We start from the raw sequence: 20739 nt of genomic DNA on the forward strand, positions 1-20739 counted from the left end.
TAAACGACTCTACTTCGTAGATGACGAAGCATCGGAGCACTAAAACCGTTTGGTTACACTTTTAGCGATGGTTAAGAGTAGGGAAGGATTTATGACCCGGAAGAAGTTAGTAAAACGAACTGACAGGATAAAGGCGTCCCGTTCATCCTGTCAGTAAAGAAAATCTTATTAATCGTGTTGGTGTTTTTCCTGAATAGCCGTCAGAGAGCCGACTTCTAACGCTTCTTTATAGTGTTTACGGCAAACTGAGACATAACGCTCATTACCACCAATAACCACCTGCTCGCCTTCGTTATAAGGTCTACCCTCCTGATCGAGACGTAACACCATGCTTGCCTTACGGCCACAAAAGCAGATGGTTTTTAATTCGACCAGTTTGTCTGACCATGCCAGTAAGTATTGGCTGCCGGTAAATAATTCACCGCGAAAATCGGTACGTAAACCATAACAAAGTACAGGTATATCGAGTTGATCGACAACCTCCGATAATTCATATACTTGTTGTCTGCTTAAAAACTGGCATTCATCAACCAATACACAATGAATTGCCTGTTGTTCATGCTCCGCACGAATCTCATCAAATAATGATGAATTTTGGTTAAATAATTTTGCAGGTGATGACAAGCCTATACGCGAACTGACTTTCCCAGCTCCGAAACGATCATCAATTTCCGCCGTATATACGACAGTGCGCATACCGCGTTCCTGGTAATTGTATGAAGATTGCAACAATGCCGTAGACTTACCCGCATTCATTGCGGAATAGTAGAAATATAGCTGTGCCATCAGCCACAGACCCTCAATGATATGAAATAAAGTTGGTTGAAGTTTATCATAATTCGCCAGTTTTACAGTGCAACAGTACGCGCAGAAGAGGTATATACGTCATTCTTTTAGAAGGATGGCATAATCCTTCAGAGCTATCATTGCGACTGCTTTGCTTGTTATAACTGCGTAAATGACTCCTGGTAACTATTCACAATCTTTAACTTGTTGCACAAGTAATAACCCCCTGTTGACCTCCAGCATACGGCAATACAAAGTCCCTGCACTTATTGCAACTGTTCTACTTTTCATCATTCGCTTAATAGGGGATTTCGTAAACATGACTAATACCGAAGAGTAAAAGGTGCCAGCACATGTTAATCCCTACATAAAATGTGACATGAATCAGGAAGTTTTAACCTTAGGTGGTGCAAAAGTACCGATGCAAATAGGGCTATATGCCGCGTCTTTTCTGACTAATTTTATGAAAAGATATTTATTGGCGGCACAAAATAAAGAACAATTTTGAATTCCTTACATTCCTGGCTATTGCACAACTGAATTTAAGGCTCTATTATTACCTCAACAAACCACCCCAATATAAGTTTGAGATTACTACAATGAGCGAAGCACTTAAAATTCTGAACAACATCCGTACTCTTCGTGCGCAGGCAAGAGAATGTACACTTGAAACGCTGGAAGAAATGCTGGAAAAATTAGAAGTTGTCGTTAACGAACGTCGCGAAGAAGAAAGTGCGGCTGCTGCTGAAGTTGAAGAGCGCACTCGTAAACTGCAGCAATATCGTGAAATGCTGATCGCTGACGGTATTGACCCGAACGAACTGCTGAATAGCATGGCTGCTGTTAAATCTGGCACCAAAGCTAAACGTGCACAGCGTCCGGCTAAATATAGCTACGTTGACGAGAACGGCGAAACCAAAACCTGGACTGGCCAGGGTCGTACTCCGGCAGTAATCAAAAAAGCAATGGATGAGCAAGGTAAATCTCTCGACGATTTCCTGATCAAGCAATAATCTTTTTTAGATTCAGCTTGCTTAAAATCCCGCCATTGGCGGGATTTTTTATTGTCCGTTTTAAGACTATCCAATAAGAATAAGCTATAAAAAAACGGCATTGATAACTCAATGCCGTTCCGTAGAAAACATCGCTATAGATGTTACTTCTTAATGCCCATCTCTTCTTCAAGCCAGGCTTTAAATTCAGTACCCAGTGTATTGTGACGAATACCGTATTCGACAAATGCCTGCATGTAACCTAATTTATTACCACAGTCATGGCTCTTCCCTTTCATATGATAGGCTTCAACCGTTTCTTTCTCGATCAGCATATCAATAGCATCGGTCAGTTGAATTTCATCGCCTGCTCCCGGAGGAGTTTTTGCCAGCAGCGGCCAAATATCAGCGCTAAGTACGTAACGACCAACAATAGCGAGATTAGATGGTGCAACATCTGCTTTCGGTTTTTCTACTACACCAACCATCGGCACACTTTCACCAGGCGCTAATTCCACACCTTTGCAATCCACAACACCATATGCTGTCACATCAGCAACAGGTTCAACCATGATCTGGCTATGACCAGTTCCATCAAAGCGGCGGATCATCTCTGCAAGGTTATCCTGCGACAAATCGGATTCGTATTCATCCAGAATAACGTCTGGCAAAATAACAGCCACAGGTTCATCACCAACGACCGGGTGAGCACACAATACCGCGTGCCCCAGACCTTTCGCCAGCCCCTGACGAACTTGCATAATAGTCACGTGCGGCGGACAAATAGACTGCACTTCATCAAGCAACTGGCGTTTTACACGTTTCTCCAGCATAGCTTCCAGTTCAAAACTGGTATCAAAGTGGTTTTCAATAGAGTTTTTAGATGAGTGAGTAACCAGCACAATTTCAGTAATGCCAGCCGCAATACATTCATTCACGACGTATTGAATTAATGGCTTATCGACAAGCGGTAGCATCTCTTTCGGGATAGCTTTTGTCGCCGGCAACATCCTGGTTCCTAATCCCGCTACCGGGATAACGGCTTTTTTGACTTTCGTGTTAATGGCAGCCATTTAAATTCTCCTGGACTGTTCGTGTATTGAACGTGTTCATATTTCTGTATCACATCCCAGTATATCAGTACCCTGACAAGGCCTGGTTCCGAAAAGGATGTGAGTTAACATAATTAAGACAATTACTTATACGAATGGCGACGATAGTACCACCAGCCAACATTAGCGGGTAATGCAATTTTATCCAAAATTATCGTTTGCTCATTCCGCAGACAACATCAACCGCAGCCTTCCACCGGTTCCCCAAATTTGACATTGCCAGGCATCACATCGCTGACTCAATTGATTCAAATAGGCATTACCTAATGTCCCTAACGGAACGCCATTACTGATTTGAATCTGGTGTTCGCCCGCATTCAACGTCGCATTCAAGCCTGCGGAAACCAGAATGAGATTTTTCAATTCACGATGATAATAGCCGACTAATAGCGGAAACTGACCAGGCAAATTGGCCTGGCGTAGTAAATGGTTTACCTGCTTCAATAACGCGCCTAACTCTGGCAAACGTTGATTTTGGTGCGCAAGCTGTTCCTGTAATAAGCCATTAAACAGCGCACGTAATAACAAAGCGGCAAGGACGCCATTATGTCCAGCTCGGGTTACATCAAGACAATAAAAAGCCAGATCATTTTCCGATAGTGCTGCAATATCAAGTACCAGACCAGGTTTATCAACAGCTACGAGTTGGCGATAATTAACCCGGCAATGGGAAATCTCCTGCTGAACCGGTGGTTGTAATTCTTGCAATAATTTCGCGGCAGCGGTGGGATTATCCACCATTGCATCCCAGTCGCGAAAAAGTCTTTCTTCTTCCTCAACCCGGGAGTTAAACATGCTGGGATAAAGACAAGCAAAAACCATCTCACGCAGGCGATTAAGATCTTTAACCGGTTTCAGCAAAACATCTTCTACCCCCAGGCGTAACGCTTTCGCAATATCTGCCATATTTTCCGTAGCAGAAATCACCAGGACAGGGGTTTGATCCCCCCGGTTACGGATATGCTCCAGCAGTTTTAAGCCATTCATTCTTGGCATTGCAATATCACATATCATCAGATCGGGTGTGAAACCTCCCAGTAGCTCAAGGGCATCCACCCCATCAGCCGCCAGTACCGTTGTCGCTCCCAATGAGGAAAACCACGAATCCAGAAGCGAGCGAAAGACTGGCTCATCTTCAACTATGAGAATCTGTTTTCCGACCAATGGCTGCGTCATGTTCTCTCCCCTGACTGGCTTTATTCAATAGTGACATGCTATTGCCATCAGTGCCTGTCAGAATTAACTTAAGTGTAGATAAAAAATCAGATTAAAACGTTAGTTCGAACCAGCGGTAAAAGTTCATCCATTTTCTTTTCTACCGCCAATTGTCCTGCCGCAATCGCGGCGTTGGCACGATGAAAATCCAGGGTAGATATCTGCGGACATAAAGGTTGAATCAGAATATCAGGCGGGTCTCCAGCCATGCGGTTTCGTTTGAGGCGGTTTTCCAGCACCTGGATTGAGGTAGTCATAATTTCTGTCGCTGTCGGTGCCGTGACAGCCCGGCGTGCAGTAAAACTGCTTAACCGCTCTTTCAGCCGTGCATGCCACGGTAAAGCATCTTCAGTGTCATCATTTTCAGTACTGACATTGAATGAAAGAAGGTCTTGTTGCATCAAGTGCGCATCGTGCTGGAGATCAACCGCTATTACGATATCAGCGCCCATCGCACGCGTGAGGGAAATAGGAATCGGATTAACAACTGCGCCATCAACCAGCCAATAGCCGTTATGAGCAACCGGTGCCATCAGGCCGGGAATGCTGCATGATGCTCGAATAGCAAGATGGAGATCGCCTTCGGTAAACCACAGTTCTCTCCCCGTACTTAAATTTGTGGCGACCGCAGCGAAACGGCGTGAACAATTTTCTATCTCTGTTTCCGGCATAATTTCGCGATACCGATTGAATACACGCTCACCGCGCAGCAATCCGCCACGCTGCCAGGAGAGATCCATCAGCCGTAAAACATCCCAGTAGCTAAAAGAGGTGACCCACTCTTCCAGCGCGGACAGGCGATCACATGCATAGGCTGCGCCCACCAGCGAACCGATTGAACATCCTGCAACGATATCTATTTCAATGCCCATTTCTTTTAGCGCGTTAATGACGCCAATATGCGACCATCCTCGCGCCGCGCCGGATCCTAGCGCCAGCCCTATTTTTATCTTTCTCATTATTCCTGCAAGCTTCCCCTGGAATGCAGCCGTAGCCACATCGCTACTGCTCGGTTAACATAGTGCTACGCAGGCGATTAATACGCCGTTATTGTTTCCAGGGAGATTATTTGTGTCTGAGCTTTGTCCCTGTGGTAGTGCTGTCGAGTATAGCCTATGTTGCCACCCTTATGTGTCTGGTGAAAAGGTTGCACCTGATCCTGAACATCTCATGCGTTCGCGTTACTGCGCTTTTGTGATGCAAGACGCAGATTATTTAATAAAGACTTGGCATCCATCCTGTGGCGCTGCAGCGTTGCGTACCGAATTGATGGCCGGATTTGCGCATACCGAATGGTTGGGGCTGACCGTATTTGAGCGCTCATACCATGAAGGTGATGACGTAGGTTATGTTAGTTTCGTCGCTCGATTTACCGAACAGGGTAAAACAGGAGCGATAATTGAACGTTCGCGATTTTTGAAAGAAAACGGTCAGTGGTACTATATTGACGGTACACGTCCACAGTTTAGCCGCAACGATCCCTGCCCTTGTGGTTCAGGTAAAAAATTTAAAAAGTGCTGCGGCCAATAATGGTTGACGGTACGGTTAAGCAAACACTCTCAACAAGGTTTTTCCAGCAATGCATTCACTCCAACGAAAAGTTTTGCGTACCATTTGCCCGGATCAAAAGGGTCTGATCGCGCGTATTACTAATATTTGCTACAAGCACGAGTTAAATATCGTGCAGAACAATGAATTTGTTGATCACCGCACCGGGCGCTTTTTTATGCGCACGGAGCTGGAAGGCATATTTAATGATTCCACCCTGCTGGCGGATCTCGATAGCGCATTGCCGGAAGGTTCTGTGCGTGAGCTCACTCCCGCCGGTCGTCGTCGGATAGTCATTCTGGTCACTAAAGAAGCACATTGCCTTGGCGATCTGCTGATGAAAGCCACTTATGGCGGACTGGATGTGGAAATAGCGGCAGTCATCGGCAACCACGACACTTTGCGTTCACTGGTGGAGCGTTTTGATATCCCGTTTGAACTGGTCAGCCATGAAGGATTAAGTCGTAACGAACACGATCAGAAGATGGCAGATGCTATTGATGCTTATCAGCCTGATTACGTGGTGCTGGCGAAATATATGCGTGTATTAACGCCGGAGTTCGTGGCGCGCTTTCCGAATAAGATTATCAATATTCACCATTCATTCCTGCCGGCATTTATTGGCGCACGCCCGTACCATCAGGCGTATGAGCGCGGGGTGAAGATTATTGGTGCAACAGCACACTACGTAAATGACAATCTGGATGAAGGTCCAATCATCATGCAGGACGTTATTCATGTGGATCATACTTACACTGCTGAAGATATGATGCGGGCAGGTCGTGATGTCGAGAAAAATGTATTAAGCCGCGCGCTTTACCAGGTTTTGGCCCAGCGCGTTTTTGTTTACGGTAACCGGACGATTATTCTTTAATCGCCAGCCAAAAGAACTGGTTGCCTTTAATCCGTTACGGATGAAAATTACGCAACTAGTTCATTTTTCTCAACGTAACACTTTACAGCGGCGTGTCATTTGATATGATGCGCCCCGCTTCCCAATGAGGGAGCAGGCCAGTAAAAAGCATTACCCCGTGGTGGGGTTCCCGAGCGGCCAAAGGGAGCAGACTGTAAATCTGCCGTCATCGACTTCGAAGGTTCGAATCCTTCCCCCACCACCATCTCAAGCATTACTTTCCCCTGGTGGGGTTCCCGAGCGGCCAAAGGGAGCAGACTGTAAATCTGCCGTCATCGACTTCGAAGGTTCGAATCCTTCCCCCACCACCATCACTTAGTTCTTATCTCAATTCTTAGGCTTCTCACCCATTCGCCGTAAAAATTGCTGCTGTAGCCCCAACAAATCCGATAACGTCAGTAACTGGTAATCCAGCCCCTTCTGCTTTGCGATATCCGCAATAATGCGACTTAACGCCGGATAGTGGCGATGATTCCAGTGGGGAAAAAGATGATGGGTAAGATGCAAATTAATCCCGCCCAACCAATAACCAAGCGATGCCGGTTGTGGCGTCCAGTCAAAGGTTGTAGCGAAAGTATGAGCCAGCCTGCCCACTGCTATTTTCCCCTCTTCTGGCGGCAACTGGGTATTCCCCTTTGCCCAATGTGTTCCTATGATCAGCATGACAAAGATCAGAGAAGCGAGCATTTGACTGAGCAAATAAATCAGCAGAATAGCCCTAAAACTAAACACATCGGACAATAGCCAGAAAGGAAGCAGCAGGCACATGGCGAAGTGCGCCAGTTTGCCGCCTAAAAAATACCCCCAGCCAGTAAAACCACGCAATGCCAGATGCGGCGTTACCGGCGTGAACCCTCCACGATCGAGCCAGTCCACTACCCAGATATACCAGGGAAAGGTTAGCGCCGCGACCAGCGGCCAGTAGCGATGTTGCTGGCGCATAAAAGGTCGCCACCGTTGCCATGGCGTCTGGCGAAGAATGCCATTTTCTGCGGTGTCAGGATCGTAAAATTCGATATTGGTAAAACCGTGATGAAAGCGTACATGGCGCACCCGCCAGCAGTCAGGATCAAGCCCTATCGGAAAAGCAACCATCCGATTAAGCCAGGCATTGGCCTTTTTACCACGCAAAAATGCATCGTGCGAAGCGTCATGCACCACATTGACCGCTAACAACATGGCGCAAAATATCATCGCCAGATACCACAATAGATATAACACCCACTGGCTTTGAGACAACGCCAGTGAATAACAGGATAGGCAAGCAATAATCAGTGTCACCATTTTGGCGAATGCCCATCCGTCGGCATATCGATGATCACCTGATTTTGCCAGATACGCTTTCGTACCCTTTTGCAACTGTTTTACCAGGTGCGGATCATCGGCAGGAAAAGTGATTAACCTGTTGGGATTAAACAGGTTCATAGTGTTTCCTTAGCGACTTACGCCCCACACCACTCACGAATAACACACAATGGGCCAGCAAAACGCCAGCTAATCCCTTCCAGACCAGAGTGCTCCATGAACACATATAAAGAATAAAATAAAGCAGTGACAACGTCACAGAGCACCACAAAATCATTCCCCAACGTCGTCCATCGCCCATGCCCCCCAGAGCTACTGAGCCTGCCACCAGTAACACGAATAATACAGCCTGCTCACTGGTAATATACTCAATGCCATAGCCATATTGCTGGATGTAGCCCAGCACCATCATAAACAGCAGAATAACCCCTGCACCCACAGCCCACGGAGAACTCTGGTATCGGCGTTCAATCGCTTTGCCAACAGAGTGAAACCCCATTAAGCGTAAAAAAGGCAGATTACTTTCGCGCATCGGATTACAGGATAATCGACTATTTTTTACGCCATAGGCAACATTGCCATGATCCGGCCCGGCGCTATACGAACCAAAAAGTTTATCCCACAACAAAAAGGTGCCACCGTAATTGGTATCGGCATATTGTTTTTCATTCAAATGATGGATGCGATGGTGAGAAGGCGTGATCAGCACCTTTTCCAGCCAACCCAGTTTCGGCGTTAGCGCATTATGGTTAAAAAACTGCCAACTGTAATGCGCGATGGAAACTGCCAGAAAGACACTTAGTGGTACTCCAAGCAGCGCCAGCAGCATAAAAAACGGAATTGAGGTCAATGAGGAGTACCACGAGTTACGTACACCTAATGACAGGTTGTAGTGTTCCCCCTGATGATGCACTACATGAACCGCCCACAGCGGGCGCACCTCGTGATGCCATCGATGTAGCCAGTAAAAACCGAAATCCCACACCAGCAAAGTAAACAGCCACAGCAGGATCACGGGCGCATTATCAAACAGCCCAAAGCTAAAGTGATTGACCACCAGGCTATAGCAGAGTACTTCCAGGCAGCGAAATAGCCACAGCATCATATGTCCGGAGTTGATATTGAAAATAACGTCCAGCCAGTCGATTTTCTGTCGTCCTGATACTTGCAATACTCCGGCTTCGACTAACACAAATAACATCATCAGGATAATAGGGGTTAATAAGTCACTCATGATTCATATTCCTTTCTCGCCTGTCGCGCATATCCAGCCACGCAGCTATCCAACCGCAAATCAACGCCAACATCACGCCACCGACTAAATCAATAAATAAATGCCTGCGTAATTGCAGAATTGAAAAGGCGATAGCTATCGCCCAAACCACGCTCATCAGCGTCAGCCAACGGTTCCCCTTTTTGGCTATTGCCCATACTGTCAACAGCGTGAGCGCAGCGTGTAAAGAAGGGAAACAGTTCTGGCTTGAGTCAATCGCTATCAGCCCGTTTAGTGCACCCGCAGATACCCCAGACTGCACAAACGGGGGATATTGCATTGTTGTGGGCCAGAGAAGATAAAACACACCAGCCGCCAGTGCCGAAAGTTGCATTGACCGGGCCAGCCAGCGCAGGTGGGAAAGTGGTGTTGATAAATAGCCTAACGGTACAACAAGAAAAAACGAGAGATACAACCACACGGCTGAAGGGGAAAATGGAATCAGATTATCAATCACGGAAGGCGTTAATTGACATCCCTCACCTTGCAGGCGATCGCTAAAGTTGTAGATAACCCCAACAGTTCCCCAGCCAAACAGCATCTGTTTCAGGCGTCGCAACAGATTGCTCATTCCCGCCCCCACTGACGCACAATCCGCCGCCGCTTGGCTGTAAAAGCAACGGGCACAGTTTGCGATTCCAGCGACCATATCAGTTGCTCTACCGCGATATTCTGGCGCATAAACAAGGCATTCAACGCCTCCCGACAATGCTCCAGCATCCGCAGTTCGCAATCAGCTAATAACGTCAACTGTGCTGCTCCGGTTTGTAGCAGTCGATAATCGGCTGTTAGCGGCAACGTCATCGCCAGCACACGACTACAGGCATCGGCAAAAACGGTCTGAACATCACCAGATCTTGTCGGCAGTTGCAGTTGATCATCCTGCCGCCCTTCGATACGCGCAATCGCCATTGTCGCGCTGCCACAGGGGCATGGCTGTTCGCTTGCCACCAACACGTCATCAAGTCGATAACGCACCACCGGTTGTGTGGTGCGAGTAAAGTCAGTGACGATCGGTACGAAACGGCGTTCATCCAGCCATTGTGGTTCAACGTGAATAAATTCTTCATTGAGATGTAACGTGCCACAACGGCAGGTAGAAGCGAGAAACCCTTCTGTCGCCTGATAAATTTCGCCCACATTGCTGAACACGCTGCGCAGTAATTCCCTGTCCTGCGGCTCCAGAACTTCCGCCACCGAAACCACTTTTTTGACCTTCAGCGTCAGATCTCCCGCAATGACCGCCAGCGCGAGTGCGCGTAATACCTGAGCTGGTGCGACAATGATCGTAGGCGAACGTTGTTCCAGCCGTTTGGTTTGCGCCTGGAATGGCGCTAACAGATCGTAAAAATCGAGGCTTAACCAGCGATTATTCACACTTTGATAGAGGTTGTTATCTGCTCGCAGAAACAGTGCTACTCGCTCTTTGGCAAACAATCCATCGGGCAACACTTTTGCCAGCACACCTGCGGCCCAAATCTGCTGCTCCTGTGGGCTAACGACAAAAAGCCCACGACGCCCCGATGTGCCAGATGAAAGTCCAACGCTGAACTTGCCAACACAGGGTTTAAAATCACGGCTCTGCTCACTGCGCATCGCACAGACGAGAAGCTCATCGCGCTTTAAACCTGCGGTATTCATCTCATCGAAATGCGTCATCATTAACGCTTTGTCCATCAATGGCCACTGGTTAAAGGGCAACGCCAGATAACGCTGAAACCACAGACTTTTAGACAAGGTATTTTGCCGGAACAAATGCAACCTTTTTGCCTGCCAGTTTTCCAGCGCCTGACGATCGGTAAAATGCAGCCTGCGGGTACGAAAGTAGCGCCAGAGCAACGTCAGCGGGATCATAGTTCCCCCTCGTGGCATAATCGAATATCCACTGCGCCGTTTTGCCAAAGCTGATGTAATTGCCCAAGCGTGCGGTAGTAGGCGTGGCTGTCAGACATAACCAGATGCGCCAGCGGTGACGGTCCACGCAGTTCCCGATAACTAGCAGGTGCCCACGCGGCATCGGCAGCCAGTAAAATCCAGCCATCATCAGTAAGAACAAACGCCCCAATGTGTCCGGCTGCATGGCCCGGCAGCGGTACAAGAATGACTTCACCACGGCTTTCTGGTAGCAAGTAACCATGCTCAAACGGTGCCAGTTGTGCGGGCAAACTTACCGCTTCAAAACTTTCAATAAAACGGAGTGAGGACTCAAAACTCTCCGGGATTAGCCCTGGCACAAAGGCCTGGCGCAGCGCAGCGACACCACGCAGAGTTCTTACCTGCCGCCAGCCTTCACCAGAACAGATGCAGGCGACATTAGGGAAATCTCGCAGGCCAGCAATATGATCGGCGTGAAAATGCGACAGAATAATCGTATCAACATCTTTCGCCATCAGTCCCTGTGCGGAGAGTTGCCGTACCAGCGCTTGTTGCGGATCGAAATATACCGGAGTGACCTGACGATAAAAGCGAAATACGCCGGCTTGCGTGTAATGTGCAAACCACGAAGAATAGCCAGTGTCCCACAGCCAGCGTTTCTCACCCGCTTCCAGCAGCCACGCACGGGCGGGGAATTTACACACTTTCAGCCCTGCCCCTTTCAGCGCAATACAGCCAATATGTGTACACCAGCCCGTTTCAAATGCGGTTATTTTTGCCATGTTCCCTCAGCCATTGTCCCGTGATTGCAATACCTTGTTCCATCGAAAAGCGCGGGTGATATCCCAGCTCTGTAATGGCCTTTTGCGCACTCAGCGTCATATCAAAACAGAGTGTTCCGGCGCTGTAACGTGTGATGACAGGCTCCTGATTAACGCATTTCCCGTACAGTTCCAGGCCTCGCGCAACCACAGAAAGCAATGGCCAGGGAACGGCAGCAATTCGGTAGCTCAAGCCCAATTGCTGGTGCAGCAAGGCGTCAAGCATTACAGATAATTTCTGCGGCTGATGATTGCTGATGTTGTAAATACTGCCCGAGCGTAAGCCTGCAACCTGCGTTGCCAGTTGCATGGCATACACCACGTTCTGCACGAAAGTGAGATCCAGTAACGCTTCACCACCCCGCGGCAAACGTAAGCAGCCGCCGCCCTGTTGCAGTTGCTGCATCAGACGGGGAACAATCACCTGGTCATGAGGGCCAAACAAACCACGGGGACGCAAAAGAATAAACCTCGTGGCAGGATATTGAGCTACTGCCCTGGCAATAACCTGCTCAGCGGCGTATTTACTGCGGGCGTAATGGCTGGAGAATGCTCGCGCAAGATAGGTTTCTTGCAAGTCATAGTGATGTTGAAAATCAAAGTAAACCGCAGGCGTAGAGATATGGATAAACCGGGGGATCCTCAGCCTGCCTGCCGCCTGTGCCAGAGTGTGGGTCGCTTTGACATTGGCGAGCCAGAATGCCGTTTTGTTGCCCCAGGGCGAAGACTTCGCCGCACAGTGCCAGACAGCATCGCAGCCTTCTACCAGCCGTGCGCAATCATCCTCAGTTGCCAGGGTTAAATCGAGAGCCACAAACTGTGCGCCTGCGCTTGTCAGATTTTTACCGACCTCGCAATTTCGCCCTGTTGCCACTACCGACACACCCGATTGCAACAAATATTGCACGGCATTTCGCCCCAGGCCGCTGGTTGCCCCCGTCACGAGGATCTTCACGGTAAAAGCACCAGACCAGCCAGTGTTAATCCTGCTGCCGTGCCAATCAACATCGCAGGTCTACCTGCAGTGAAACGACCGCTAATCACCGCTTCATGCAGCGCTGTGGGTATAGAGGCCGCCACCTGATTGCCGTAGAAACGGTAGACATCGACGAGCGCGGGTCCCGGCACTTGCAGCCGTTTTCGCATATGTTCAAGGGATAGATGACTGGCCTGGTGAGGAACGACCGTGCCGATATCACTCAGTCGCAGGTCGCTTTTTTGCAGTAAGCGCGAAAAATAATCTTCAATAAGCGAAGAGGCAAAACGAAACAGCGGTTTCCCCTGCATATGAAAAAGAAAGTCGCTGTTACTGACGCCTGAGCGTGGATTACACCGCGTGCCGCCAGCGCGTATTTCACATAGTTCGCTGCCTTCGGGGTACATTTCGATCAGGCTGGCAATAATCCCGCTGCGACCATTGCCCCGCTCAACAATCGCGCACGCCGCACCATCACCAAAAATTAATGACGATTCTTCATGGTTCCAGTCAATACCGCGTGAAGCGATATCCGCCGAAACGATGGCGATCCGCCGATATGCTCCGCTGTTTAATAATCCGGCAGCCACTTCCAGTGCAGAAATAAAGCTAACGCAACTGCTGTTGATATCAAACCCGGCAATGCCTGCAGGCATGGCTGCGGCTTTGAGAATATGAATTGCGCTACAGGGTAATGCCTGTACAGCAACGGCTGACGCACAAATTAACAGATCAATATCACACGGTTTTAACGCAGCAGTCGACAACGCATTATGCAAAGCTTCTGCTGCCAGTTCGGCCTGACTGGCGTCGTTACTGGCGAAATAACGCCAGCAAATGCCGGAACGTCGCTCAACATAGCCCGCAGGTTTATTTAGCTGAACATCCAGTTGTTGAGAAGTGATTTTATTCGGTGGTAAGGCGATCCCCGTGGCGATTATTTTTAACGCCGCGGAGATCGTCGGTTGATTAGGTCGATCCACGGTCAGTGCTCCTTCACTGCTCCAGGGGGACCTATCATAGAGGTGGGATACGTTTCCCTACAATCCGAAAAAATTGACAGTGTGTAACTGGCAATTTCAGCAGGCTGACAACGTACTCTGCGTTATGCCGGATGCGGCGTGAGGCCTACAAAAATGAGCTAATTCCATATATTGCAGAATTCTCGTAGGCCTGATAAGCGCAGCGCATCAGGCACTTTGCCATTTTGCGCCAGACGACTTATTTTTCTGGCTTAGTGGCGAGCACGCACCAACTGATACTTACGCGTCAAATACTCTACCGGTACGCTCCAGATGTGTACCAAACGCGAGAACGGGAACAGCAGGAATAAAGTCATCCCCAGCACCAGGTGCAGACGGAAAATAAATGCCACACCGTCGAGGTGTTGAGAAGCGCCACCGTGGAAGGTCACTACTGACTGCGCCCAACCAACCAGTTTCATCATCTCACTACCGTCCATATGCTGAGCGGAGAATGGAATGGTCAGCAAACCCAGTGCACACTGGATGACTAACAGTGACAGGATCAGGATGTCTGCTCCGGTAGTGGTTGCACGCACGCGCGGGCTGAACAGACGGCGTTTCAGTAACAGCACACCACCAATCAGGCACAGCACGCCGCTGGCACCACCAGCAAACATCGCCATTTTCTGTTTCACTTCAATCGGCAGCCACGCTTCGTAAACCCAGTGCGGCGTCAGCATACCGAGGAAGTGACCGACAAAAATCCCCAGAATCCCGATATGGAACAGGTTCGACGCCAGGTTCATCCCTTTGCGATCCAGCATCTGGCTGGACGCCGCGCGCCAGGTGTACTGCCCGTAGTCATAGCGCAGCCAGCTACCAATCAGGAAGACCGCCCCTGCAATGTACGGGTAGATATCAAAGAAGAACATATTCAGGAATTGCATTAGTGCTGTCCTCCGGTGGTGATATTCAGATATTGCGGCGCGACGGCACCCGCAAAGCGACGTTGATGGGCAGTGATTGCCGAATCACCGCAGCCTTTGTCAGCAAAGAACTTAACCTGCTCTTCTTCCCAGACGGCATCCAGCGCCTGCGGCGTATCATCGCGTGCTTCATCGGCAATTTTTTCCGCCACTTTGTCGCTGTCGATAGCGGTATTCGCCAGTTTGAGCAGCAAATCAAACAACACCGCGTAGCGGCTCTCACGCTGTTGCAGACGAGCACTCAGCAACGCCAGAATCGGCGCAATGTCCTGCAAGCCCCCTACCGCTTCGCTTTTCGGCAACTGCGCCAGATACTCCAGATACAGCGGCAGATGATCCGGCAATTCACGGCTATTTAGCTGCAAGCCGTGCTGCTCGTACTGCGCCAACAGGTCAACCATTGCCTGGCCACGATCGCGGGATTCGCCATGAACATGTTCGAACAGCAGTAGCGATGTGGCGCGACCACGGTCAAACAGTTCGCTGTACTGCGCCTGCGCATCCAGCGGATCAAGCGCAGTTAAATCACGCAGGAAAATGCCCAGCGCATGGGCATCTTCTTTCTGTAAGTTTTCCGACGCAGCAATAGCCTCAAACATCTCTTGTTGATGCTGCCACAAGGCAGCATCCGGATATTCAAGGAGGCGCGAAACAATCACGAGTTCGATCATGGATGTGGCTCCGTTTTGCTGGTCACGTCGATGGCATCGATACGGCGGCTGTTGAACAGATTAAATTTCGTATCTGAGCCGTGGCAGCCGTCACCAAAGGTAAAGCCGCAGCCATTTTTCTCCGGGAAAGCTTCCCGCGCCAGTTCACGATGGCTGCTCGGCACCACAAAGCGATCTTCATAGTTAGCAATCGCCAGATAACGGTACATCTCCTGCGCCTGAGCTTCGGTCAGACCGACCTCTTCCAGCGCACGGGTATCGACTTTACCGTCAACGGTTTCAGCTCGTTTGTAATGACGCATTGCCAGCATACGTTTCAGCGCGAGCAGCACCGGTTGGGTATCACCGGCGGTCAGCAGATTCGCCAGATACTGAACCGGGATACGCAGACTTTCAACGTCTGGCAGAATGCCGTTGCTACCCAGTTCGCCCGCATCTGCCGCAGACTGAATCGGTGACAGAGGCGGAACGTACCAGACCATCGGCAGCGTGCGATATTCCGGATGCAGCGGCAGCGCCAGCTTCCACTCCATCGCCATTTTATAAACCGGCGACTGCTGTGCCGCTTCAATAACACTCAGCGGAATACCGTCCTTAATTGCCTGCTCAATGACTTTCGGATCGTTCGGATCGAGGAACACTTCCAGTTGGCGCTGGTAGAGATCTTTCTCGTTCTCGGTGCTGGCTGCACGTTCAATAGCGTCCGCATCGTACAGCAGCACGCCGAGATAACGGATACGACCCACGCAGGTTTCTGAACACACGGTCGGTTGACCCGCTTCAATACGCGGATAGCAGAAAATGCATTTCTCAGACTTACCGCTCTTCCAGTTGAAGTAGATTTTTTTGTACGGGCATCCGGTGATGCACATACGCCAGCCACGGCATTTATCCTGATCGATCAGGACGATGCCATCTTCTTCACGCTTGTAGATCGCACCGCTCGGGCAGGTCGCCACACATGCCGGGTTCAGACAGTGTTCGCACAGGCGCGGCAGATACATCATGAAGGTGTTTTCGAACTGGCTATACATCGCCTTCTGGATGTTGTCGAAGTTCTTGTCTTTCGCCAGTTTGTCAAATTCGCCGCCCAGGTCATCTTCCCAGTTCGGCCCTTTTTCGATTTTCGCCATCCGTTCGCCAGTAATCAGCGAACGCGGACGAGCAATCGGCTGCGATTTGCTGCCTTCCGGCGCGGTATGCAGGTTCTGATAGTCAAAATCGAACGGCTCGTAATAATCGTCGATCCCCGGCAGATGCGGGTTAGCGAAGATTTTACCCAACAACATGGCGCGGTTACCCATGCGCGGTTGCAGTTTGCCGTTGATTTTACGGATCCAGCCGCCTTTATATTTTTCCTGGTTTTCCCAGTCGGTTGGGAAACCCTGACCCGGCTTGGTTTCAACGTTGTTGAACCACGCGTACTCCACGCCTTCGCGGCTGGTCCAGACGTTTTTACAGGTAACTGAACAGGTGTGGCAGCCGATGCACTTATCGAGATTCAGCACCATGCCGACTTGTGAACGAATTTTCATTTTACGCTCTCCTGTACCTGGTCATTGCCTTCGCCATCTAACCAGTCAATGTTCTTCATCTTACGCACTACAACAAACTCATCGCGGTTAGAACCTACGGTGCCGTAGTAGTTAAAGCCGTATGCCAGATGGGCATAGCCACCGATCATATGCGTCGGTTTCGGCGTAATACGGGTGACCGAGTTATGGATGCCCCCACGCTGTTGGGTGATTTCTGAACCAGGCAAGTTAACGATACGTTCCTGCGCGTGGTACATCATGGTCATCCCTGCCGGAACACGCTGGCTGACAACCGCACGGGCAGTTAGCGCACCGTTGCTGTTGAAGACTTCAATCCAGTCGTTATCGGCAATACCCAGCTCTTTCGCATCAGCTTCGCTCAGCCAGACCACCGGGCCACCGCGACCTAAGGTCAGCATCAGCAGGTTGTCGCTGTAAGTGGAGTGGATCCCCCACTTCTGGTGCGGCGTCAGGAAGTTGAGGGCTTTTTCCGGATTACCGTTGGATTTCTGCCCCATCACTTCTTTCACCGAACGGGTGTCGATCGGCGGACGATAGACCAGCAGGCTTTCACCGAAATCACGCATCCACTGATGATCCTGATACAACTGCTGGCGACCAGAGAGCGTGCGCCACGGAATCAACTCGTGAACGTTGGTGTAACCGGCGTTGTAAGAAACGTGTTCATCTTCCAGACCAGACCAGGTCGGGCTGGAGATAATTTTACGCGGCTGTGCCTGAATATCGCGGAAGCGGATCTTCTCGTCTTCTTTATTCAGCGCCAGATGCGTATGGTCACGACCAGTAAACTCACTCAGTGCCGCCCAGGCTTTCACGGCTACCTGACCGTTGGTTTCTGGTGCCAGCGTCAGGATCATTTCCGCCGCATCAATCGCCGTGTTGAGCATCGGCTGGCCTTTCGCCGGACCTTCCGCTTTGGTGTAGTTGAGCTTACGCAGCAGATCCATCTCGCTCTGGGTGTTCCAGGCGATACCTTTACCACCGTTGCCGATTTTCTCCATCAGCGGACCGATAGAGGTAAAGCGTTCGTAAGTTGCCGGATAATCGCGCTCTACGACCATAATGTGCGGTGCGGTTTTACCTGGGATCAGGTCGCATTCGCCTTTTTTCCAGTCTTTTACATCCAGCGGCTGCGCCAGTTCAGCGGCAGAATCGTGCTGGATCGGCAGCGTGACGATGTCAGTTTCTTTACCCAGATGACCAACGCACACTTCGGAGAATTTCTTCGCGATGGCTTTGTAGATTTCCCAGTCACTTTTCGCTTCCCAGGCCGGATCGACCGCCGCAGACAGCGGGTGAATAAACGGATGCATATCCGAAGTATTCATGTCGTCTTTTTCGTACCAGGTTGCAGTCGGCAAAATGATGTCGGAGTAGAGACAGGTGCTAGACAGACGGAAGTCCAGCGTCACCACCAGATCCAACTTGCCTTCCAGACCGTTGTCCTGCCAGTCCACTTCTTCCGGCTTCACTCCGCCCTGCTGCCCCAGATCTTTGCCCTGGATACCATGTTCCGTCCCCAGCAGGTACTTGAGCATAAACTCGTGACCTTTACCGGAAGAACCCAGCAGGTTAGAACGCCAGATGAACAGGTTACGCGGATGGTTTTTGCCGTTTTCCGGCTGCTCCGCAGCAAAACGAATGGAACCGTCTTTCAGGGATTTCACCGTATAGTCAACCGGATTCATCCCGGCTTTTTCTGCTTCACGTGCGATGGTCAGCGGGTTAGTGCCTAACTGCGGAGCAGATGGCAGCCAGCCCATACGTTCAGCACGCACGTTAAAGTCGATCATGTGGCCGGTATAACGGGATTTATCCGCCAGCGGTGACAGCAGCTCTTCCGCCGTGACGGTTTCATAACGCCACTGGCTGGAGTGGTTATAGAAATAAGAGGTACTGTTCATATGACGTGCCGGACGCTGCCAGTCAAGGGCAAACGCCAACGGCTGCCAGCCGGTTTGCGGACGCAGTTTTTCCTGACCTACGTAGTGTGCCCAGCCGCCGCCGCTCTGACCGACACAACCGCAGAAAATCAGCATGTTGATCAGACCACGATAGTTCATATCGAGGTGATACCAGTGGTTCAGACCGGCACCAACGATAATCATCGAACGACCGTGCGTTTTATCAGCGTTGTCAGCAAATTCACGGGCTATACGGATAATTTGCGAACGTGAGACACCGGTGATCTTCTCAGCCCAGGCCGGAGTGTAGGCTTTCACATCATCATAGCTGGTTGCGCAGTTGACGTCGTTCAGACCACGTTCCAGGCCATAGTTTGCCAGCGTCAAGTCATAAACCGTAGTCACCAGCGCGGTGCTGCCATCAGCCAGTTGCAGGCGTTTCACCGGCAGTTTGTGCAGCAGAACGTTTTCCAGTTCCACTTTGTTAAAGTGTTCAGTGCCGTCGCCGCCAAAGTACGGGAAGCCCACTTCAGCAATCTCATCCTGGCTACCCAGCAGGCTAAGTTGCAGTTCGGTTTCTTCGCCGGTTTTGCCGTCACGTTGCTCCAGATTCCATTTGCCCTTCTCGCCCCAGCGGAAGCCAATAGAACCATTCGGCGCGACCATTTCGCCTTGCGTATTAAAGGCTACGGTTTTCCATTCAGGATTGTTTTCCTGGCCCAGCGCGTCAACCAGATCGGCGGCACGCAGCATACGACCCGCAGCGTAATAACCATCGCGTTCTTCCAGCATCACCAGCATCGGCATGTCGGTGTAGCAACGCACATAGTCGGTGAAATACTGACTTGGGTTATCAAGATGGAACTCACGCAGCATTACGTGGCCCATCGCCAGCGCCATCGCCGCATCGGTGCCTTGTTTCGGTGCCAGCCACAGGTCGCACAGTTTAGCGATCTCAGCATAGTCAGGTGTTACGGCAACGGTTTTGGTGCCTTTGTAACGCACTTCGGTAAAGAAGTGAGCATCTGGAGTACGGGTCTGCGGAACGTTAGAACCCCAGGCAATGATGTAGCTGGAGTTGTACCAGTCAGCAGATTCCGGCACGTCAGTCTGCTCACCCCAGGTTTGCGGAGAAGCTGGAGGCAGGTCGCAGTACCAGTCATAGAAGCTTAAGCAAGTACCGCCAATCAGGGAGAGATAGCGGGCACCCGATGCGTAAGAAACCATCGACATTGCCGGGATTGGCGAGAAACCAGCAACACGGTCCGGACCGTAGTTTTTGATGGTGTAAACGTTAGACGCGGCGATCAGTTCGTTCACTTCCTGCCAGGAAGAACGAACAAAACCACCGCGTCCACGCGCTTGCTTAAAGCTTTTCGCCTTATCGGCGTCTTCAATAATAGAAGCCCATGCCTCAACCGGATCGCTATGCAGCGCTTTCGCTTCACGCCACATTTTCATCAGGCGTTTGCGCATCATCGGGTATTTCAGGCGGTTGGCGCTATAGAGATACCAGGAATAGCTGGCACCGCGCGGGCAGCCGCGAGGTTCATGGTTTGGCAGATCCGGACGGGTACGCGGATAGTCAGTCTGCTGGGTTTCCCAGGTCACCAGACCGTTTTTAACGTAGATTTTCCAGCTACAGGAGCCGGTGCAGTTTACCCCGTGGGTAGAGCGGACGATTTTGTCATGCTGCCAACGCTGGCGATATCCATCCTCCCAGTCACGGTTGGTATTGAGAAGCTGGCCATGCCCATCGGCAAAGGTTTCACCCTTCTGTTTGAAGTAGCGAAACCGGTCCAGGAATTTACTCATCGGTTTTCTCCTGTGGGAGCCTGTCG

General features: G+C 50.3%; 18 protein-coding genes and 2 tRNA genes. 5 read left to right on the top strand and 15 right to left on the bottom strand.

Annotated elements, in window-relative coordinates; all coding sequences use genetic code 11:
* Positions 1-168 precede the first annotated feature (168 nt).
* Positions 169-786, bottom strand: a complete 618-nt coding sequence (gene tdk / locus A31E_RS13865) for a thymidine kinase (RefSeq protein ID WP_000068068.1) — start codon at positions 784-786, stop codon at positions 169-171.
* A gap of 599 nt (positions 787-1385) precedes the next feature.
* Here tdk and hns point away from each other — a divergent pair.
* Entirely contained in the window at positions 1386-1799 is a 414-nt protein-coding gene (gene hns, locus A31E_RS13860; protein ID WP_001287385.1) for a histone-like nucleoid-structuring protein H-NS, read from the top strand.
* 143 nt (positions 1800-1942) lie between these two features.
* Here the strand turns inward: hns and galU are convergent, their stop codons facing one another.
* From galU to rssA, 3 genes are all read right to left on the bottom strand, one after another.
* Positions 1943-2851 (bottom strand): UTP--glucose-1-phosphate uridylyltransferase GalU, encoded by a 909-nt coding sequence (gene galU, locus A31E_RS13855; RefSeq protein WP_000719000.1) that lies wholly within the window; start codon positions 2849-2851, stop codon positions 1943-1945.
* Positions 2852-3052: 201 nt separating this feature from the next.
* Positions 3053-4066, bottom strand: a complete 1014-nt coding sequence (rssB, locus tag A31E_RS13850) for a two-component system response regulator RssB (RefSeq protein ID WP_001516510.1) — start codon at positions 4064-4066, stop codon at positions 3053-3055.
* An 86-nt stretch (positions 4067-4152) separates the two neighbouring features.
* The gene (gene rssA, locus A31E_RS13845; RefSeq protein WP_024191887.1) at positions 4153-5064 is read right to left on the bottom strand and encodes a patatin-like phospholipase RssA; all 912 of its coding nucleotides are present in this window, start codon (positions 5062-5064) and stop codon (positions 4153-4155) included.
* A gap of 112 nt (positions 5065-5176) precedes the next feature.
* On the opposite strand from rssA, the gene A31E_RS13840 reads away from it, so the two are divergent.
* From A31E_RS13840 to A31E_RS13825, 4 genes are all read left to right on the top strand, one after another.
* Positions 5177-5635, top strand: coding sequence for a YchJ family protein (locus A31E_RS13840; protein WP_016248760.1), 459 nt, complete (start codon positions 5177-5179; stop codon positions 5633-5635).
* Between the two features lie 49 nt (positions 5636-5684).
* Positions 5685-6527: a formyltetrahydrofolate deformylase gene (gene purU / locus A31E_RS13835; protein ID WP_000555861.1), complete on the top strand. Its 843-nt coding sequence runs from the start codon at positions 5685-5687 to the stop codon at positions 6525-6527.
* 159 nt (positions 6528-6686) lie between these two features.
* Positions 6687-6771: transfer RNA gene (locus tag A31E_RS13830), tRNA-Tyr, on the top strand.
* A gap of 21 nt (positions 6772-6792) precedes the next feature.
* A tRNA-Tyr gene (locus A31E_RS13825) sits at positions 6793-6877 on the top strand.
* 16 nt (positions 6878-6893) lie between these two features.
* On the opposite strand, the gene A31E_RS13820 is transcribed toward A31E_RS13825, so the two are convergent.
* The 11 genes from A31E_RS13820 to A31E_RS13770 form a co-directional block, all read right to left on the bottom strand.
* Entirely contained in the window at positions 6894-7991 is a 1098-nt protein-coding gene (locus A31E_RS13820; protein WP_016248761.1) for a fatty acid desaturase family protein, read from the bottom strand.
* Entirely contained in the window at positions 7978-9105 is a 1128-nt protein-coding gene (locus tag A31E_RS13815) for a sterol desaturase family protein (RefSeq protein WP_016248762.1), read from the bottom strand. Before A31E_RS13815 ends, A31E_RS13820 begins: the two co-directional genes overlap by 14 nt.
* A complete protein-coding gene (locus A31E_RS13810) occupies positions 9098-9715 on the bottom strand; it encodes a phosphatase PAP2 family protein (protein WP_010375759.1) in 618 nt (205 codons plus the stop codon). Before A31E_RS13810 ends, A31E_RS13815 begins: the two co-directional genes overlap by 8 nt.
* Entirely contained in the window at positions 9712-10998 is a 1287-nt protein-coding gene (locus A31E_RS13805; protein WP_016248763.1) for a F390 synthetase-related protein, read from the bottom strand. Before A31E_RS13805 ends, A31E_RS13810 begins: the two co-directional genes overlap by 4 nt.
* Positions 10995-11801, bottom strand: a complete 807-nt coding sequence (locus tag A31E_RS13800; protein WP_001074136.1) for an MBL fold metallo-hydrolase — start codon at positions 11799-11801, stop codon at positions 10995-10997. The genes A31E_RS13805 and A31E_RS13800 overlap by 4 nt, the downstream gene beginning before the upstream one ends.
* Positions 11779-12795: an NAD-dependent epimerase/dehydratase family protein gene (locus A31E_RS13795; RefSeq protein ID WP_016248764.1), complete on the bottom strand. Its 1017-nt coding sequence runs from the start codon at positions 12793-12795 to the stop codon at positions 11779-11781. The genes A31E_RS13800 and A31E_RS13795 overlap by 23 nt, the downstream gene beginning before the upstream one ends.
* Positions 12792-13799 carry a 3-oxoacyl-[acyl-carrier-protein] synthase III C-terminal domain-containing protein gene (locus A31E_RS13790; protein WP_010375753.1) on the bottom strand — a complete coding sequence of 336 codons (1008 nt, stop codon included), beginning with the start codon at positions 13797-13799 and terminating at the stop codon, positions 12792-12794. The genes A31E_RS13795 and A31E_RS13790 overlap by 4 nt, the downstream gene beginning before the upstream one ends.
* A gap of 251 nt (positions 13800-14050) precedes the next feature.
* Entirely contained in the window at positions 14051-14728 is a 678-nt protein-coding gene (narI, locus tag A31E_RS13785; RefSeq protein ID WP_001160120.1) for a respiratory nitrate reductase subunit gamma, read from the bottom strand.
* A complete protein-coding gene (gene narJ, locus A31E_RS13780; protein WP_000571675.1) occupies positions 14728-15438 on the bottom strand; it encodes a nitrate reductase molybdenum cofactor assembly chaperone in 711 nt (236 codons plus the stop codon). The genes narI and narJ overlap by 1 nt, the downstream gene beginning before the upstream one ends.
* Positions 15435-16973: a nitrate reductase subunit beta gene (gene narH, locus A31E_RS13775; protein ID WP_000702663.1), complete on the bottom strand. Its 1539-nt coding sequence runs from the start codon at positions 16971-16973 to the stop codon at positions 15435-15437. The genes narJ and narH overlap by 4 nt, the downstream gene beginning before the upstream one ends.
* Entirely contained in the window at positions 16970-20713 is a 3744-nt protein-coding gene (locus A31E_RS13770) for a nitrate reductase subunit alpha (protein ID WP_016248765.1), read from the bottom strand. Before A31E_RS13770 ends, narH begins: the two co-directional genes overlap by 4 nt.
* Positions 20714-20739 lie beyond the last annotated feature (26 nt).

The sequence above is a fragment of the Escherichia sp. KTE159 genome (genome assembly GCF_000408805.1).
Classification (GTDB): Bacteria; Pseudomonadota; Gammaproteobacteria; order Enterobacterales; family Enterobacteriaceae; genus Escherichia; species Escherichia marmotae.

Coding starts and splice junctions, on each gene's coding strand:
- tdk (WP_000068068.1), bottom strand. CDS start 786: ATGGCACAGCTATATTTCTACTATTCCGCAATGAATGCGGGTAAGTCT.
- hns (WP_001287385.1), top strand. CDS start 1,386: ATGAGCGAAGCACTTAAAATTCTGAACAACATCCGTACTCTTCGTGCG.
- galU (WP_000719000.1), bottom strand. CDS start 2,851: ATGGCTGCCATTAACACGAAAGTCAAAAAAGCCGTTATCCCGGTAGCG.
- rssB (WP_001516510.1), bottom strand. CDS start 4,066: ATGACGCAGCCATTGGTCGGAAAACAGATTCTCATAGTTGAAGATGAG.
- rssA (WP_024191887.1), bottom strand. CDS start 5,064: ATGAGAAAGATAAAAATAGGGCTGGCGCTAGGATCCGGCGCGGCGCGA.
- purU (WP_000555861.1), top strand. CDS start 5,685: ATGCATTCACTCCAACGAAAAGTTTTGCGTACCATTTGCCCGGATCAA.
- A31E_RS13820 (WP_016248761.1), bottom strand. CDS start 7,991: ATGAACCTGTTTAATCCCAACAGGTTAATCACTTTTCCTGCCGATGAT.
- A31E_RS13815 (WP_016248762.1), bottom strand. CDS start 9,105: ATGAGTGACTTATTAACCCCTATTATCCTGATGATGTTATTTGTGTTA.
- A31E_RS13810 (WP_010375759.1), bottom strand. CDS start 9,715: ATGAGCAATCTGTTGCGACGCCTGAAACAGATGCTGTTTGGCTGGGGA.
- A31E_RS13805 (WP_016248763.1), bottom strand. CDS start 10,998: ATGATCCCGCTGACGTTGCTCTGGCGCTACTTTCGTACCCGCAGGCTG.
- A31E_RS13800 (WP_001074136.1), bottom strand. CDS start 11,801: ATGGCAAAAATAACCGCATTTGAAACGGGCTGGTGTACACATATTGGC.
- narI (WP_001160120.1), bottom strand. CDS start 14,728: ATGCAATTCCTGAATATGTTCTTCTTTGATATCTACCCGTACATTGCA.
- narJ (WP_000571675.1), bottom strand. CDS start 15,438: ATGATCGAACTCGTGATTGTTTCGCGCCTCCTTGAATATCCGGATGCT.
- narH (WP_000702663.1), bottom strand. CDS start 16,973: ATGAAAATTCGTTCACAAGTCGGCATGGTGCTGAATCTCGATAAGTGC.
- A31E_RS13770 (WP_016248765.1), bottom strand. CDS start 20,713: ATGAGTAAATTCCTGGACCGGTTTCGCTACTTCAAACAGAAGGGTGAA.